The following is a 16,451-nucleotide window of genomic DNA, read 5'->3' on the forward strand; positions in this document are numbered from 1 at the left end:
GTATCAGGCCTCCCGGCTACGCGCACACATCATCGTCGCTTCGCAAACCACTTTACCGTCAACCAGCGCAACGCCTTTGAAACGGGTCAGGCCGCGGCGGGTTTTCTCGAAAGTGACTTCCATAATCATCTGATCGCCTGGTACTACCGGGCGTTTGAAACGTGCTTCATCGATACCCGCGAAGTAATACAGCTCGCCTGGTTCCAGTTTTCCAACGCTTTTGAATGCCAGAATCCCGGTGGCCTGCGCCATTGCTTCCAGAATCAGGACGCCCGGCAAAATCGGCTTACCAGGGAAATGCCCCTGGAAAAACGGCTCGTTTACAGAAACATTTTTTACTGCGCGCAGAAAACGACCTTCTTCAAAATCCAGCACGCGGTCTACCAGCAGGAACGGGTAACGGTGAGGCAGAAGTTCCAGAATCTCTTCAATGTGCAGAGTATGAGTGTCAGTAGTCAAAATACTCTTCCTGTCTAAATGTACTAAAAGGCAATAATAACACGGCCTGCGGCAATCTTTTAGCGAATGCAACAGGCCGGAAATGTCATGTGACCAAATGATGAATTAGTCTTGTTGATTAACCTTGCGCTCAATCGCTTTCAGGCGCTTGCTCATCTCGTCAATATTCATCACCAGCGCAGCGGTTTTACGCCACGCCTTGTTCGGCTGCAGCGGAATACCGGAGGAGTATACGCCAGGTTCGCTGATAGGACGCATCACCATCCCCATCCCCGTGACGGTGACCTTATCGCAGATTTCCATATGGCCGTTAATCACGCTGGCGCCGCCAATCATGCAGTAGCGGCCGATTTTCAGGCTGCCTGCCATGATGACACCGCCGGCAACCGCGGTATTGTCGCCAATCACCACGTTATGCGCAATCTGGCACTGGTTATCAATGATAACCCCGTTGCCAATCACGGTATCGTCCAGCGCGCCGCGGTCAATTGTGGTGCAGGCGCCGATCTCCACGCGATCGCCAATAATGACGCGACCCAGCTGCGGGATCTTCACCCAGTTGCCGCGATCGTTGGCGTAGCCGAAGCCATCCGCGCCGATCACCGTGCTGGACTGGATCAGGCAATTCTCGCCGATCTCAATCTCATGGTAAATGGTCACATTGGCCCACAAACGCGAGCCGGCGCCTATTTTCGTATTTTTCCCAACGAAGCAGCCTGCGCCGATGACCACGTTATCGCCCAGCTCTACCCCGGATTCGATAACGGCGTTGGCGCCGATGGCAACGTTGCTACCCAGCTTCGCCGTCGGATCGATAACCGCGCTCGGCGCGATATCCTGTGCCGGCTGCGGCGTGGTATCCAGAATTTGAGCCATGCGCGCGTAGGTCAGGTAGGGATTACGCACTACCAGCGCGGCGCTATGGGCAAAAGGCAAATCATCCTGCGTCATCACAACGGCAGAAGCCTGGCAAGCGGCCAGGTGTTCACGGTACTTAGGGTTGACCATGAAAGTGATTTGGCCCGTTTTCGCGCTCTGCATGGACGCAACGCCGGTGATGACGATATCGCCATCACCGTGTAATTCTGCATCCAACTGCTGCGCAAGATCAGCCAGTCGAATTGAAGGCATTACTTATTTAACCTGTTTCAGCACATCAGCGGTGATGTCTTTTACATCGCTGCTGTTGTATGCAACGGCATTCGCGTCAACCACCAGATCGATGCTCTGATCTTTCGCTACGCTCTGTACGGCAGTCTGGATACGGGTCACCAGTTTGCCACGCTCTTCGTTGGAACGACGAGCGCGATCCTGTTCAAACGCCTGCGCTTTCTGGGAGAAGGTCTGGCGCTGAGCCATCACGTCTTTTTCCAGTTTGGTACGATCGGCGCCCGGCTTCATGGACTGCAGACGCTGCATTTTAGACTGCAGGTCGCCTTCCATACGCTGCAGTTCGCTAGCGCGGCCTTTGAACTCGTTTTCCAGCGTGTTGGAAACGCCAGTTTTCTGGGCAACCTGTTGGAACAGGCTGTTCATGTTCACCAGGGCAATTTTATCTGCCGCCTGAGCGGAAGTTACCATTGCCAAACCCAGACCTGCAGCTAATAACCACTTTTTCACAATAAACTCCTTACCATCCCATGAGTACCCAGGGGTACCGTTATTTGCGTGGCGAGGCGATAAACGCGTTATCGCCTACGGTCAGCGCTATACTGCACTTGCATTCCATTGCCGCCAACAATTACCAGGTTTTACCAATGTTAAACTGGAACTGTTCGGCTTTGTCTCCATCGTACTTTTTGAACGGTTGGGCGTAGGAGAAGACCAACGGCCCCAACGGCGACATCCACTGCACGGCAATACCCGCAGACATACGGATGTTGCTCGGATCGCTGTAATCCGGATAACCGCCATACGCGCTCGAATCCCAGTGAGTATCCCATACGGTACCCATATCCCAGAAGAAGGAAGTCCGGACCGAGTTCGCATATTTGTCACTAATGAACGGCGTCGGGGTAATCAGCTCCAGGCTGGCCACCGCCATCGCGTTACCGCCCACCGCATCATCGGATTTACACGGTGCGGATTCGGTGCTCTTACATTCATTATCGTAGCTGTCATCATCGTCATGACGGCTGCTTGCCGGGAAATACACTGCCTTCGGACCAATGGTGTTCGACTGGAAGCCACGCACGGTGCTGGAGCCACCGGCATAGAAGTTCTCATAGAACGGCATCTCTTTGCCGCCAATACCATCGCCATAGCCAAAGCGGGTACGACCCAGCACCACCCATTCATGATCGTTGTCGATCGGCACATAGGTGGCGGTATCCAACGTCGCTTTGTAGTATTCGTTGTCCGAACCCGGAATGGTCACTTTACCGTTCAGGTTGACGCGCGAACCTTCCGTTGGGAAGAAGCCGCGGTCAAGCTTGTTATAGGTCCAACCGTAGTTGAAGGTGAAGTCATTCGCACTGAACGAGTTCCGGTCGTTGGTGTTGTCCGGATACTGGCCCATCGAGTTCAGGTAACGCCACATCGCCACCTGCGGCTGCATATTGGACAGGGAGTTATGCACATACCCGACGCCGGCGCGCAGCGTGTTGTATTCGTTGACCGGGAAGCCCAGCGTGATGTCTGTACCATAGCTTTTGTTGGTATAGTCAGACAGATCCGCATCGTTCGCATCAAAGTCATTATAGAAGACACGGCCGCCGAGGCTCACACCGTCTACGGTGAAGTACGGATTGGTCACCGACAGCTCGGTATAGGTTTGGTAGTCGTTTTTGGTGCCGTTGATCCCGACAGCATAGCCAGTACCTAACCAGTTATCCTGCTGAACGCCCGCCTGGAAGCTGACGCCGCTCTCGGTACCGTAACCGATACCGAAGTTGAAGCTACCGGTGTTACGCTCTTTCACCTTGTAGACTACGTCGACCTGGTCCGGGCTGCCCGGGACGCGCTGGGTATCGGTATCGACCGTTTCGAAGAAGCCTAAACGGTTGAGACGGTCTTTACCCTGATCGACGAGGTCGCTGCCCAGCCACGCGCCTTCCATCTGGCGCATTTCGCGGCGCAGAACGGCATCTTTGGAGGTGTCGTTGCCTTCGAAGCGAATTTTACGCACGTAATAGCGGTTGCCCGCATCGACGTTGACGTGCAGCTTAACGGTTTTATCGCTGTCGTTAATCTCCGGCTGCGACTGCACGCGCGGGTAGGCGTAACCATAACGACCCAACAGTTTCTTGATGTCGTTTTCCATCTTGGTCACTTTCGCGCCGTTATACAGTTCACCCGGCTCGACTTTGGTCAGCGCTTCGATTTCCGCGGAATGGCCGGCGAGGTTGCCCGTCACCTGCACCCCGGAAAACTTGTACTGATCGCCTTCGGTGATGTTGACGGTGATGTAGATCCCTTTCTTATCCGGCGTCAGGCTGACCTGGGTAGAATCGATGTTGAAACGGGCATAGCCGCGATCCAGGTAGTAGCTGCGCAGGGTTTCAAGGTCGCCCGCCAGCTTCTGCTTCTGGTATTTACGGTCGCCGACCACGTTCCACCACGGCACTTCATCGCGCAGCTGGAAGTGGGAGATCAGCTCATCAGTCGAAAACGCATGGTTGCCGACGATGTTGATCTGCTGAATTTTAGCGGAGACGCCTTCCTGGAAGACCAGTTTCAGGTCGACACGGTTTCGCGGCAGCGGAGTAACCACCGCTTTGACGCTGGCGCTGTATTTACCGACGCTGTAGTAGAAATCCTCGAGACCCTTCTCGATGTCCGCGATGGTCGTGCGGTCAAGCGACTCGCCCACCCGAACGCCAGAGGCCTCAAGGTTCTGCTTGAGCATGTCATCTTTCACCGACTTGTTGCCGGAGAAAGTGATGCTGGCGATCGTCGGACGCTCTTTCACCTGCACCAGCAGGGTATCACCATCGCGCAGGACGCGGACGTCCTCGAAGTTGCCAGTGGCAAACAGCGCGCGAATAGTGTTACTGATATCATCGTCGGTCACCGTATCGCCAGGACGCACTGGCATACTGAGGAGGGCCGCACCAACAGCGACACGCTGCAAGCCTTCGAAATGAATGTCCTTCACCACGAACCCTTCAGCACCGTATACAGTCGCGCTGCTAAACAGCAGCGACGCTATGAGCAACTTTTTCATCGCCATCGTTATTATGCGTTCTTCCTAACAAACTCTCTTATAACCGAGAGAAATCATTGAAAAGTGCAAGCCCCATTAACAGCACCAGCAGTATTGAGCCAATGCGATAACTAAAGTCTTGAACTCGCTCGGATACCGGCCCGCCCTTCAGCTTTTCAATCGCCAAAAACAGCAGATGTCCCCCATCCAGTACGGGTAGTGGGAACAGGTTGATGATTCCGAGGTTCACGCTAATCAGCGCAAGGAACATCAGATAATAAATCAACCCAAACTCCGCTGACATTCCAGCCCCCTGAGCGATAGAGATCGGCCCACTGAGGTTGTTCAGTTTGACATCACCGGTTATCAATTTACCCAGCATCCTGACCGTCAGCGACATCAGCTGCCAGGTTTTATCCGTGGCTTCAGCGATGGCGGCAAACGGTCCGTACTGACGTACTGTCTTGTATTCTTCAGGCAGCGGGATGACCTTTGGCACCACCCCTGCGAACCCTTCTGCCTTACCTTTCACCGTTTTTGCATCCGGCGTCAGGGTTAACGGCAGCGCACTCCCCTGCCGTTCAATCTCCAGCGCCAGCGCTTTGCCCGGATTATCGCGCACCAGATTAACAAACGTCATCCACTGCGTTAACGGTTGTCCATCGACTTTAACGATCCGGTCGCCCGCTTGCAAACCTGCTTTCTGAGCTGCCGAGCCCGCCTGGACTTCCGCCAGCACCGTATCAATCTGCGCGCTGCGCGGCTGGATCCCTAGCGACGTCACGGGATCTTGCTTGTCTGGCTCAAACGCCCAGTGCCGCAGATCGACGATTTTATCCTGGCGCTGATTGGTCCCGAAAGGGGCGACGGTAAGTATTGTTTGCGGGTTGCCGATTTTGGCCACCAGCTGCAGACGCACCGCATCCCAATCAGGCGTTTCGATACCATCTATCGCTTTAAGTTCCGTGCCTTTTGCAATTTGTGCTTGCGCGGCAACCGAATTGGGGGTTATTTCACCCACTACCGGGCGAACGCCAGGAACGCCGATGATGAAGACCAGCCAGTAGGCAAAGATAGCGAAAAGGAAGTTAGCGATGGGACCGGCGGCAATCACCGCCGCACGCTGGCCGACGGTTTTATTATTGAAAGCGTAGTGGCGCATCTCCGGCGCCACCGCTTCAACACGCTCATCCAGCATCTTGACGTAGCCGCCCAGCGGGATCAGGGCAATGACGAACTCCGTACCCTGCTTATCCATCCGCCGCCACAGCGCTTTGCCGAAGCCGATAGAAAAACGCTCAACCCGGATACCGCAGCGGCGCGCTACCCAAAAATGGCCAAACTCATGCACCGTAATCAGTACGCCAAGCGCAATGATAAAAGCTGCCAGATTCCAGAGCACGCTCAGCATATAACCTTCCGTCAAATCGTCCTGAAGACCAACAGTAGCAGACAGGCGAAGACCGGCACCGCCGCCGTCAGGCTGTCGATACGATCGAGAATACCGCCATGTCCGGGAATCAAGTGCCCGCTATCCTTAATGCCGGCCTCGCGCTTAAACATACTTTCCGTCAGATCGCCCAGCACCGAAGCCAGGGCTGCCACCACCGAACAGACCAGCAGCACCGTTGGCGTAACGTCAAGATGGGCCCACACCCCGTAGGCCCAGGAGATCACCGCCGCGGTCAGCAAACCGCCAAAAAAGCCCTGCCAGGTTTTCCCCGGCGAGACCTTCGGCGCCAGCTTGTGCTTGCCAAACATTTTGCCAAACATATAGGCGCCGGAGTCCGCGCCCCAGACCAGAATCATCACATACAGGAGCCACAGCGCGCCGCTGTAATGGTTATCGGTATAATGCCAGGCGCGCAGCGCCAGCATGCCCCAGAAAAACGGGACGATGGTCAGGATACCGAAGATAAGGCGCAGCACTTTCGAGTGCCGCCAGAATGCCGCCGACGCCGGATAAGAGAGCACCAGCAGCAGCGCGACGATCCACCAGGCGAAAGAGGCCCACAGCGAGCCTTCAACCATCGGTTGATGAACGTCATAATGGTATTCCGGCAGCAAAAACAGCATCGCCGCCAGCAGAAGGCCGCACAACACCGCCAGCCAGACCCGCTGCGACGTCGAGGTGAAACCGCTCAGTTGCCCCCACTCCCACGCGGCGAGCATACAGACCACCAGGGTCACGATAGCAAACCCCATCGGCGGCAATAAAAACAGCGCCGCAATGACGACGGGGATTAAGACGAAAGCAGATATCAGGCGATACTTCAGCAAAAGTGACCCCCATCAGGCATGACTGCCACCCGGCTCAGTGCCGCCGAAACGACGCTCTCGATTAACAAAGGCATGGAGTGCACCTTCAAAGTCCTGTTCAGCAAAATCGGGCCAAAGAACATCCGTAAAGTAAAGTTCGGCATAGGCAATTTGCCAAATCAGAAAATTACTTATTCGGTGCTCTCCCCCGGTCCTAATAACTAAATCTACGGGAGCCAGTTCATGCATGCAGACCTGCTGACTCAGCATGTCTTCCGTGATCTGCTCAGGCAGCAGCGTCCCGTCCTGTACCTGTTTCGCCAGAAAACGAACGCCCTGGGTAATATCCCAGCGACCGCCGTAATTGGCCGCAATATTCAGCGTTAAGCCGGTATTGTTCGCGGTCAGCGCTTCCGCTTTGCGGATACGCTCCTGCAGGCGCGCATTGAAGCGCGTGGTGTCGCCAATAATCCGCAAACGCACATTGTGTCGGTGCAGGCTTTTGACTTCGCTATCCAGCGCCCAGACGAACAGCTCCATCAGCGCACTGACTTCCTGAGCCGGACGGTTCCAGTTTTCGCTGCTGAACGCGTATAACGTTAACGCCTCAATTCCATTATTCGCCGCGAAAGAGACCGCGCGACGCACGGATTTCGCACCGGCCTTGTGCCCGAAAGCGCGAATTTTACCTTGCCGTTTCGCCCAACGGCCGTTGCCATCCATAATAATGGCGACATGACGGCAGCCATGTGTAGGCGATATTTCGCTGACAGTTTGATTAGCAGACAACATCACGCGTTTTAAGTCCATAATAAGGATTAACTAGCCACCAAACAGAGGCCACCGGGCCGCGCTGGATACGCATTTTTATCCGGTGCCGGGGCTGCAGCCAATCGCAGAGAACAACCAAAAGCTTTACGCAAAAAAGCCGTGTTTTGCCACGGCCACCGTAATCTTCAACAACAAAATGCAACGATCGGGTGGCGCAGACTATATCACTGAAGCTTTGCGCCCACAAATATCACCGCGTTACGCCTGGGTGACCAACCGCTTCAGCTGTTGATGAGCAACCGCGCGGGCCTCAGCGTCGATAACCAGAACGTCATCAATGCTTTGCGGCTCCAGCAGGTTCATCTTATCCAGCACCGCCAGGTTAACCGCCGCAATATCGGTAAAGCGGATATCGCCCTGCAGAAACGCGGCAACCGACTCTTCATTGGCCGCATTCAGCGTGGTGGTCGCCGCCTGGCCGACGTCAAACGCCTCCATCGCCAGCTTCAGGCACGGATACCGCGTATAGTCTGGCGCGGAGAAGCTCAGATTGCTCAGCTGACAGAAGTCCAGCGGCTTAGCCCCGGAGTTCAGCCGCTGCGGCCAGCCCATGGTATGGGCGATCGGGGTGCGCATATCCGGTTCCCCAAGCTGCGCCAGCACGCTGCCGTCCTGATAGCGAACCATCGAGTGGATCACCGACTGCGGATGGATAAGGACCTCCATCTGCCGGGCCGAGGCGTTAAACAGCCAGCGCGCTTCAATATATTCCAGACCTTTGTTCATCATCGTGGCGGAGTCGACGGAGATCTTGCGTCCCATCGACCAGTTGGGATGACGGCAGGCCTGATCCGGCGTCATCGCCGCCAGTTCAGCTACCGCTGTCTCGCGGAAAGGCCCGCCCGAGCCGGTCAGCAGAATGGACGAAACGCCATTCTGCGCCAGGTCAGCGTATCCCAGATGCTGCTGAATTGTCTCCGGCATACTCTGAAAAATCGCGTTATGTTCGCTATCGACCGGCAGCAATCGCGCCCCCGACCGTTGAACCGCCTCCATGAACAAGCGACCGCAGGTCACCAGCGACTCTTTATTCGCTAACAACACCGTTTTTCCGGCGCGGATCGCCGCCAGCGTCGGCACCAGACCCGCCGCGCCGACGATAGCCGCCATCACCTGATCGACCTCCTCCAGCGCCGCGACCTCTGCCGCCGCCTGCTGGCCGCTCAGCACCTCGGTACGGCAGCCATGTTCCTGCAGACGGGTGCGCAACCGCTCAGCGCTTTGCGCATCGTCCATCACGGCGTAACGGGGGGTAAATTCAAGGCATTGTTCAACCATACGGTCAACGTTTTTCCCCGCGACCAGCGCGGCGACGGAAAAGCGACCGGGATTATGGCGTACCACGTCCAGCGTGCTACAGCCAATGGAGCCGGTCGAACCGAGAACGGTTAATTGCTTCATGAGACGTCCAGAAGAGTGGAAACAGAATAAAAAGCAAAACGCCGCCAGCAAGCCCCTACGCAGCAATTATCAGGGATAAGACGGCGGCATCAGGCCTTCAACTTAGCGCTAAAGGCTACAAGGCCAGCGGTCGCAACGCAATCCCGAGAATTGAGCGTACAGTCTTCTGTACGGCGTTTCGGATTTTACTCAGGCCAGACGCTGTCAGGCCCGAGTAAGGGCAGAGCATCAGAACTGCATCAGTTCCGCTTCTTTGTCTGCCAGCGCCGCGTCAACTTTCTTGATGGCGGCGTCAGTCATTTTCTGCACGTCGTCCTGAGAACGGCGATCGTCATCCTCGCTGATCTCTTTCTCTTTCAGCAGCGCTTTGACTTTGTCGTTGGCGTCGCGGCGAACGTTACGTACGGCAACGCGCGCCTGTTCAGCTTCACCACGCACGATCTTGGTCAGATCTTTACGACGCTCTTCGGTCAGCGGCGGCAGCGGAACACGAATATCGCTACCGGCAGAGCTTGGGTTCAGACCGAGGTCGGACGCCATGATCGCTTTTTCAACAGCCGCGGACATAGAACGGTCAAAGACGTTGATTTTCAGGGTACGGGAGTCTTCGACGGTGACGCTGGCCAGCTGGCGCAGCGGGGTCGGCGTACCGTAGTATTCAACAACAATCCCGTCCAGCAGGCTCGGAGAAGCACGACCCGTGCGAATTTTGCTGATTTGGTTTTTGAATGCTTCGACGCATTTTTCCATGCGGATTTCAGCATCTTTTCTGATATCGCTAATCACGTTACGAATCCTTGAAAGCTTGTCTCAGTCAGACCAGACGGGGCACCCGTCGGAAAATGAGCTAAGTATAGTCAGATTTAATGAAAATCACCGGGTAATATCCCCGCGAAAGTAAAGCGGAATCTTACCCGGATTTGGCGCTGACGGGAATTATTCCGTGATCAATGTGCCTTCTTTTTCGCCCATCACCACGCGACGCAGCGCGCCAGGTTTGTTCATGTTGAAGACGCGAATCGGCAATTTATGGTCACGCGCCAGGGTGAAGGCCGCCAGATCCATCACTTTCAGCTCTTTTTCCAGCACTTCGCTGTAGGTCAGCTGATCGTACATCGTGGCGGAAGGATCTTTGGCCGGATCGGCGGTGAATACGCCGTCAACCTTGGTGGCTTTCAGCACCACATCGGCTTCAATTTCAATCCCGCGCAGGCAGGCTGCGGAATCGGTGGTAAAGAACGGGTTGCCGGTACCCGCGGAAAGGATCACCACGCGGTTGTTGCGCAGCAGGCTGATCGCCTCTGCCCAGCTGTAGTTGTCGCACACGCCGTTCAGCGGAATGGCGGACATCAAACGAGCGTTCACATAGGCGCGGTGGAGCGCATCGCGCATCGCGAGGCCATTCATAACCGTAGCCAGCATGCCCATGTGGTCGCCCACAACGCGGTTCATACCCGCTTTCGCCAGACCAGCACCACGGAACAGGTTACCGCCACCAATTACTACGCCAACCTGAATACCCAGCTCAACCAGCTCTTTGATCTCTTGAGCCATGCGGTCAAGTATGCTTGCATCAATACCGAAGCCTTCTGAGCCCTGCAGCGCTTCGCCACTTAATTTCAGCAGAATACGTTTGTAGACGGGTTTTGCATTGGTAGCCATGTTTCTTTCCTGAGACTGTCAACGAATGAGATGTGAGAATTCCGGCGACATTGTATGTCGCATTTCAGCGCGGTCACTATAAGCAGTTGGCTGAATTTACAAAATGGGCGCAAAAAGAAGCCGCCCTCAGGCGGCTCCTTGTAAAAATTAAGACTGCTTGGACATCGCAGCAACTTCTGCTGCAAAGTCAGTCTCAACTTTCTCGATGCCTTCGCCCACTTCAAAGCGGATGAAGCCAGTCACGTCAGCGTTGTGCTCTTTCAGCAGCTGACCAACAGATTTGCTCGGCTCCATGACGAAAGGCTGACCAGTCAGAGAAACTTCGCCGGTGAATTTCTTCATGCGGCCTTCAACCATTTTCTCTGCGATTTCTTTCGGCTTACCGGACTGCATCGCGATGTCCAGCTGAACCTGGTACTCTTTCTCTACCACTTCAGCAGACACGTCTTCCGGCTTAACGAATTCCGGCTTGCTTGCGGCAACGTGCATTGCCAGCTGCTTAACCAGCTCTTCGTCAGCGCCTTTAGCGGCAACCAGAACGCCGATGCGCGCACCGTGCTGGTAGCTGCCCAGAACGTCGCCTTCCAGAACAGCGATACGACGGATGTTGATGTTCTCACCGATTTTAGCAACCAGGGCAACACGTTCTTCTTCGAACTGCGCTTTCAGAACTTCAACGTCGGAGATTTTACCCGCAACAGCGGCGTCCAGTACTTTGTCAGCAAATGCCTGGAAACCACCATCTTTAGCAACGAAGTCAGTCTGGCAGTTAACTTCCAGGATGTAACCGTAGTTGCCTTCGATTTTGGTTTTGATCACGCCGTCAGCAGCCACGTTGCCTGCTTTCTTCGCCGCTTTGATCGCGCCGGATTTACGCATGTTTTCGATTGCCAGCTCGATGTCGCCATTCGCTTCAGTCAGCGCTTTTTTGCAATCCATCATGCCTGCGCCAGTACGTTCGCGCAGCTCTTTTACCAGGGAAGCGGTAATTTCAGCCATTCTAAAATCCTCGGGAGATGTGGATACTGCCCGGCCAACGGCCAAACAGCGTAAATTGAAAAAAGGGGCCGATAATGGGCCCCTATTCATACACGGTACTAATAAGGGCTTAAACCTTATTATTCAGCTTCTACGAAGCTTTCTTCCGCCTGAGAAGCCAGGTCCTGAGAGCGACCTTCACGAACGGTAGCAGCAACAGCGCCCAGGTACAGGCTTACTGCGCGGATTGCATCGTCGTTACCCGGGATAACGAAGTCTACGCCGTCCGGATCAGAGTTGGTATCAACGATAGCAAATACCGGGATGCCCAGGTTGTTTGCTTCTTTGATAGCGATGTGCTCGTGGTCAGCGTCGATAACGAACAGTGCGTCCGGCAGGCCGCCCATGTCTTTGATACCGCCCAGGCTGTTTTCCAGCTTGTCCAGCTCACGAGTACGCATCAGCGCTTCTTTTTTGGTCAGCTTGTCGAAAGTACCGTCCTGGGACTGAGTTTCCAGGTCTTTCAGACGTTTGATGGACTGACGAACGGTTTTCCAGTTAGTCAGCATACCGCCCAGCCAGCGATGGTTCACGAAGAACTGGTCGCAGCTCAGAGCAGCGTCTTTTACCGCTTCGCTTGCAGCGCGCTTAGTACCAACGAAAAGGATTTTACCTTTACGAGCAGCGATCTTGTTCAGTTCAGCCAGAGCGTCGTTGAACATCGGTACGGTTTTCTCAAGGTTGATGATGTGAACTTTGTTACGCGCACCGAAGATGAACGGCTTCATTTTCGGGTTCCAGTAACGGGTCTGGTGACCGAAGTGAACACCAGCCTTGAGCATGTCGCGCATGGAAACAGTTGCCATGTTTAAAACCTCTATAGATTAAATTGGGGTTATGCCTCCACGTATCCCATATTACCGACCCCGAAGGGCACCCCGGAATATGTGCCGATACGTGTGTGTTATTACACAAAGTGAGCGATGTCGCTTACGTCCCATCCTTGTGTATCTGAGATGGAACGGAAGTCCGGCGCGCTTTATATCACAAAATCCATCCAGACACCAACTCTTGTTGACGTCACGTGCTGTTAATGATTCTCAGTTTGGCACCAGCCTGCCCGGACTGTTACCATTGACAGGACTTACTCTATTATTGTCGAAAATATCGACACTGCTGGACATACTCCATGGCTATCTCTATTAAGACATCTGAAGATATTGAAAAAATGCGCGTTGCCGGTCGTCTGGCCGCTGAAGTGCTGGAAATGATCGAACCCTGGGTTAAGCCGGGCGTCAGCACTGGCGAACTGGACCGTATCTGTAACGACTATATCGTTAACGAGCAGAAGGCCATTTCCGCCTGTCTCGGCTATCACGGCTATCCGAAATCCGTCTGCATTTCGGTCAACGAAGTGGTCTGTCACGGTATCCCTGACGACGGCAAGCTGCTGAAAGATGGCGATATCGTGAATATCGACGTGACCGTCATTAAAGATGATTTCCATGGCGATACCTCCAAAATGTTTATCGTCGGCAAACCGACGATTCTCGGCGAGCGCCTGTGCCGCATCACTCAGGAAAGCCTGTACTTGGCGCTGAAGATGGTGAAGCCGGGCATCAACCTGCGCACCATCGGCGCGGCGATCCAGAAATATGTGGAAGCGGAAGGGTTCTCCGTGGTTCGCGAATACTGTGGTCACGGCATCGGCCGCGGCTTCCATGAAGAGCCGCAGGTGCTGCACTACGACTCGCCGGAAACCAACGTCGTGCTCAAACCAGGCATGACCTTCACCATCGAGCCGATGGTCAACGCCGGTAAAAAAGAGATCCGCAGCATGAAAGACGGCTGGACGGTGAAAACCAAAGACCGGAGCTTGTCTGCGCAGTACGAGCATACTATTGTGGTGACAGACAACGGCTGCGAAATTCTGACGCTACGTAAGGATGACACCATCCCGGCGATAATCTCGCACGATGAATGATGAAAAGCCGGCGCCCGCCGGCTTTTTTATTAGATAGTTTTTTCTTATGGTGACGCGATGAGCAACTCATTACCTGACACAGCCTCCCCCCTTCTGCCCATCCCGCCGGAACATCCGGTGAGCTGGCCGCAGGGCGATCTGAACTGTGCTGCAATTAAGGCGCACATCGATACCTTTCAGCACTGGCTGGGCGAGGCGTTTGACGCCGGTATCGCCGCGGAGCAGCTCATTGCGGCGCGCACCGAATTTATCGACCAGTTGCTGCAGCGGTTGTGGATCGCCTGCGGCTTTGAATCCGTCTGCGACCTGGCGCTGGTGGCCGTCGGCGGCTATGGCCGCGGCGAGCTGCATCCGCTCTCTGACGTCGATCTGCTGATCCTCAGCCGCAAAAAGCTGCCGGACGACCAGGCGCAAAAGGTCGGCGAACTGCTGACGCTGCTGTGGGACGTCAAACTGGAGGTAGGCCACAGCGTGCGCACTCTCGAAGAGTGTCTGCTGGAAGGGCTTTCGGATCTCACCGTCGCCACCAACTTAATCGAATCGCGCCTGCTGATCGGCGACGTCGCGCTGTTCCTTGAACTGCAAAAACATATTTTTAGCGACGGCTTCTGGCCATCAGAAAAGTTCTTCGCCGCGAAAGTCGAAGAGCAGAACGTCCGTCATCAGCGCTATCACGGCACCAGCTATAACCTCGAGCCGGACGTGAAAAGCAGCCCCGGCGGCCTGCGCGATATCCATACGCTACAGTGGGTGGCTCGCCGCCATTTCGGCGCCACCTCGATGGATGAGATGGTCGGCTTCGGCTTTCTGACCGAAGCCGAGCGCAATGAGCTCAACGAGTGTCTGCACCAGCTGTGGCGTATCCGCTTCGCGCTGCATCTCGAACTCACTCGCTATGACAACCGCCTGCTTTTCGACCGCCAGCTCAGCGTCGCCCGCCGGCTCGGCTATGAAGGCGACGGCAACCAGCCGATTGAGCATATGATGAAGGACTTCTTCCGCGTCACCCGCCGGGTGAGTGAGCTGAACCAGATGCTGCTGCAGCTGTTTGAAGAGGCCATCCTCGCCCTGACCGAGGATGAAAAACCGCGCCCGATCGATGATGATTTCCAGCTGCGCGGCACGCTGATCGATCTGCGTGACGATACGCTGTTTATTCGCGAGCCGCAGGCCATTCTGCGCATGTTTTATATCATGGTGCGCAACAGCACCATCACCGGCATCTACTCCACGACGTTGCGCCATCTGCGCCACGCCCGCCGCCATCTGACCCAGCCGCTGTGCTATATCCCGGAGGCGCGCACGCTCTTTCTCAGCATGCTGCGCCATCAGGGGGCAGTGAGTCGCGGACTGCTGCCGATGCATCGTCACAGCGTGCTGTGGGCCTATATGCCGCAGTGGTCTCATATCGTCGGCCAGATGCAGTTCGACCTGTTTCACGCCTACACCGTCGATGAACACACCATCCGCGTGATGCTCAAGCTGGAGAGCTTTGCTAAAGAAGAGACCCGTAGCCGCCACCCGCTGTGCGTGGAACTGTGGCCGCGCTTAACGCACCCGGAGCTGATTTTAATCGCCGCCCTGTTCCACGACATCGCCAAAGGGCGCGGCGGCGACCACTCGATCCTCGGCGCACAGGATGTGCTGAAATTTGCCGAACTGCACGGGCTGAACTCCCGTGAAACGCAGCTGGTCGCCTGGCTGGTGCGTCACCACCTGCTGATGTCGGTCACCGCCCAGCGGCGCGATATTCAGGATCCGGAAGTGATTAAGCAGTTCGCCGAGGAGGTGCAAACGGAAAATCGCCTGCGCTATCTGGTGTGCCTGACCGTCGCCGATATCTGCGCCACCAACGAAACCCTGTGGAACAGCTGGAAGCAGAGCCTGCTGCGCGAACTCTATTTCGCCACTGAAAAACAGCTGCGTCGCGGCATGCAAAGCACCCCGGACATGCGCGAACGGGTGCGTCACCATCAGCTGCAGGCGCTGGCCCTGCTGCGGATGGACAATATTAATGAAGAGGCGCTGCATCAAATCTGGAACCGCTGCCGCGCCAACTATTTCGTGCGACATACGCCGACGCAGCTCGCCTGGCACGCCCGCAACCTGCTGCGCCACGATCTGAATAAGCCGATGATCCTCCTGAGCTCGCAGGCCACTCGCGGCGGAACGGAGATTTTTATCTGGAGCCCGGATCGCCCTTACCTGTTCGCCGCGGTGTGTGGCGAACTGGACCGTCGCAACCTCAGCGTCCACGACGCGCAGATCTTCACCACCCGCGACGGCATGGCGATGGATACCTTTATCGTCCTTGAGCCTGACGGCAGTCCGCTGTCCGCCGACCGCCACGAGGCGATCCGCCAGGGTCTGGAACAGACCATCACCCAGCGCAGTTGGGAGCCCCCGGCGCCCCGTCGTCAGGCGGCAAAGCTGCGTCATTTTTCGGTGGACACCGAGGTGAATTTCCTGCCGACCCATACCGATCGCAAATCGTTTCTCGAGCTGATTGCCCTTGACCAGCCCGGGCTGCTCGCCCGCGTCGGTCAGGTGTTCGCCGACCTCGGAATTTCGCTTCACGGGGCGCGAATTACGACAATTGGTGAGCGAGTAGAAGATTTATTTATAATCGCTACCGCCGACCGGCGTGCCCTTAATAATGAGCTGCAACAAGAAGTGCAACAACGGTTGACAGCGGCCCTCAATCCAAACGATAAAGGGTGACGTATTTTTTTT

The 16,451-nt window shown here is 55.6% G+C and carries 14 protein-coding genes; 2 read left to right on the forward strand and 12 right to left on the reverse strand.

Translation table 11 applies throughout. The annotated features are described in order from the left end of the window. Positions 1-3: 3 nt before the first annotated feature. From fabZ to rpsB, 12 genes are all read right to left on the reverse strand, one after another. On the reverse strand, positions 4-459 hold the full coding sequence (gene fabZ / locus L2I46_RS23955) for a 3-hydroxyacyl-ACP dehydratase FabZ (RefSeq protein ID WP_004145858.1): 456 nt from the start codon (positions 457-459) through the stop codon (positions 4-6). A 105-nt stretch (positions 460-564) separates the two neighbouring features. Then, a complete protein-coding gene (gene lpxD, locus L2I46_RS23960) occupies positions 565-1,590 on the reverse strand; it encodes a UDP-3-O-(3-hydroxymyristoyl)glucosamine N-acyltransferase (RefSeq protein WP_087825061.1) in 1,026 nt (341 codons plus the stop codon). A gap of 3 nt (positions 1,591-1,593) precedes the next feature. Next, positions 1,594-2,079 (reverse strand): molecular chaperone Skp, encoded by a 486-nt coding sequence (gene skp / locus L2I46_RS23965; protein ID WP_002889325.1) that lies wholly within the window; start codon positions 2,077-2,079, stop codon positions 1,594-1,596. A 121-nt stretch (positions 2,080-2,200) separates the two neighbouring features. Continuing rightward, entirely contained in the window at positions 2,201-4,630 is a 2,430-nt protein-coding gene (gene bamA, locus L2I46_RS23970) for an outer membrane protein assembly factor BamA (RefSeq protein ID WP_023292048.1), read from the reverse strand. Positions 4,631-4,661: 31 nt separating this feature from the next. Continuing rightward, positions 4,662-6,014, reverse strand: coding sequence for a sigma E protease regulator RseP (rseP, locus tag L2I46_RS23975; protein WP_004204451.1), 1,353 nt, complete (start codon positions 6,012-6,014; stop codon positions 4,662-4,664). Between the two features lie 11 nt (positions 6,015-6,025). Continuing rightward, on the reverse strand, positions 6,026-6,883 hold the full coding sequence (gene cdsA, locus L2I46_RS23980) for a phosphatidate cytidylyltransferase (RefSeq protein WP_023292047.1): 858 nt from the start codon (positions 6,881-6,883) through the stop codon (positions 6,026-6,028). 12 nt (positions 6,884-6,895) lie between these two features. Further along, positions 6,896-7,654 (reverse strand): (2E,6E)-farnesyl-diphosphate-specific ditrans,polycis-undecaprenyl-diphosphate synthase, encoded by a 759-nt coding sequence (gene ispU, locus L2I46_RS23985; protein ID WP_032429282.1) that lies wholly within the window; start codon positions 7,652-7,654, stop codon positions 6,896-6,898. Between the two features lie 237 nt (positions 7,655-7,891). Beyond that, the gene (gene ispC / locus L2I46_RS23990) at positions 7,892-9,094 is read right to left on the reverse strand and encodes a 1-deoxy-D-xylulose-5-phosphate reductoisomerase (RefSeq protein ID WP_044521082.1); all 1,203 of its coding nucleotides are present in this window, start codon (positions 9,092-9,094) and stop codon (positions 7,892-7,894) included. Between the two features lie 228 nt (positions 9,095-9,322). Next, a complete protein-coding gene (gene frr / locus L2I46_RS23995) occupies positions 9,323-9,880 on the reverse strand; it encodes a ribosome recycling factor (RefSeq protein WP_002889308.1) in 558 nt (185 codons plus the stop codon). 150 nt (positions 9,881-10,030) lie between these two features. Beyond that, positions 10,031-10,756: a UMP kinase gene (pyrH, locus tag L2I46_RS24000; RefSeq protein WP_002889306.1), complete on the reverse strand. Its 726-nt coding sequence runs from the start codon at positions 10,754-10,756 to the stop codon at positions 10,031-10,033. Positions 10,757-10,903: 147 nt separating this feature from the next. Continuing rightward, the gene (gene tsf / locus L2I46_RS24005; protein ID WP_004151930.1) at positions 10,904-11,755 is read right to left on the reverse strand and encodes a translation elongation factor Ts; all 852 of its coding nucleotides are present in this window, start codon (positions 11,753-11,755) and stop codon (positions 10,904-10,906) included. Positions 11,756-11,874: 119 nt separating this feature from the next. Next, positions 11,875-12,600, reverse strand: a complete 726-nt coding sequence (gene rpsB / locus L2I46_RS24010; RefSeq protein ID WP_004204447.1) for a 30S ribosomal protein S2 — start codon at positions 12,598-12,600, stop codon at positions 11,875-11,877. Between the two features lie 323 nt (positions 12,601-12,923). Between rpsB and map the strand changes: the two genes are divergently transcribed. Then, positions 12,924-13,718, forward strand: a complete 795-nt coding sequence (gene map, locus L2I46_RS24015) for a type I methionyl aminopeptidase (protein ID WP_004204446.1) — start codon at positions 12,924-12,926, stop codon at positions 13,716-13,718. Between the two features lie 57 nt (positions 13,719-13,775). Next, entirely contained in the window at positions 13,776-16,439 is a 2,664-nt protein-coding gene (glnD, locus tag L2I46_RS24020) for a bifunctional uridylyltransferase/uridylyl-removing protein GlnD (protein ID WP_023292044.1), read from the forward strand. The last annotated feature ends 12 nt before the right edge of the window (positions 16,440-16,451 follow it).

Source organism: Klebsiella sp. 2019SCSN059 (assembly GCF_021739525.1).
GTDB classification, from domain to species: domain Bacteria; phylum Pseudomonadota; class Gammaproteobacteria; order Enterobacterales; family Enterobacteriaceae; genus Klebsiella; species Klebsiella quasipneumoniae.

Bases quoted from the DNA above. Each gene is read 5' to 3' on its own strand.
- lpxD (WP_087825061.1), bottom strand. From the start codon at position 1,590: ATGCCTTCAATTCGACTGGCTGATCTTGCGCAGCAGTTGGATGCAGAA.
- bamA (WP_023292048.1), bottom strand. From the start codon at position 4,630: ATGGCGATGAAAAAGTTGCTCATAGCGTCGCTGCTGTTTAGCAGCGCG.
- rseP (WP_004204451.1), bottom strand. From the start codon at position 6,014: ATGCTGAGCGTGCTCTGGAATCTGGCAGCTTTTATCATTGCGCTTGGC.
- ispU (WP_032429282.1), bottom strand. From the start codon at position 7,654: ATGTTGTCTGCTAATCAAACTGTCAGCGAAATATCGCCTACACATGGC.
- ispC (WP_044521082.1), bottom strand. From the start codon at position 9,094: ATGAAGCAATTAACCGTTCTCGGTTCGACCGGCTCCATTGGCTGTAGC.
- pyrH (WP_002889306.1), bottom strand. From the start codon at position 10,756: ATGGCTACCAATGCAAAACCCGTCTACAAACGTATTCTGCTGAAATTA.
- tsf (WP_004151930.1), bottom strand. From the start codon at position 11,755: ATGGCTGAAATTACCGCTTCCCTGGTAAAAGAGCTGCGCGAACGTACT.
- rpsB (WP_004204447.1), bottom strand. From the start codon at position 12,600: ATGGCAACTGTTTCCATGCGCGACATGCTCAAGGCTGGTGTTCACTTC.
- map (WP_004204446.1), top strand. From the start codon at position 12,924: ATGGCTATCTCTATTAAGACATCTGAAGATATTGAAAAAATGCGCGTT.
- glnD (WP_023292044.1), top strand. From the start codon at position 13,776: ATGAGCAACTCATTACCTGACACAGCCTCCCCCCTTCTGCCCATCCCG.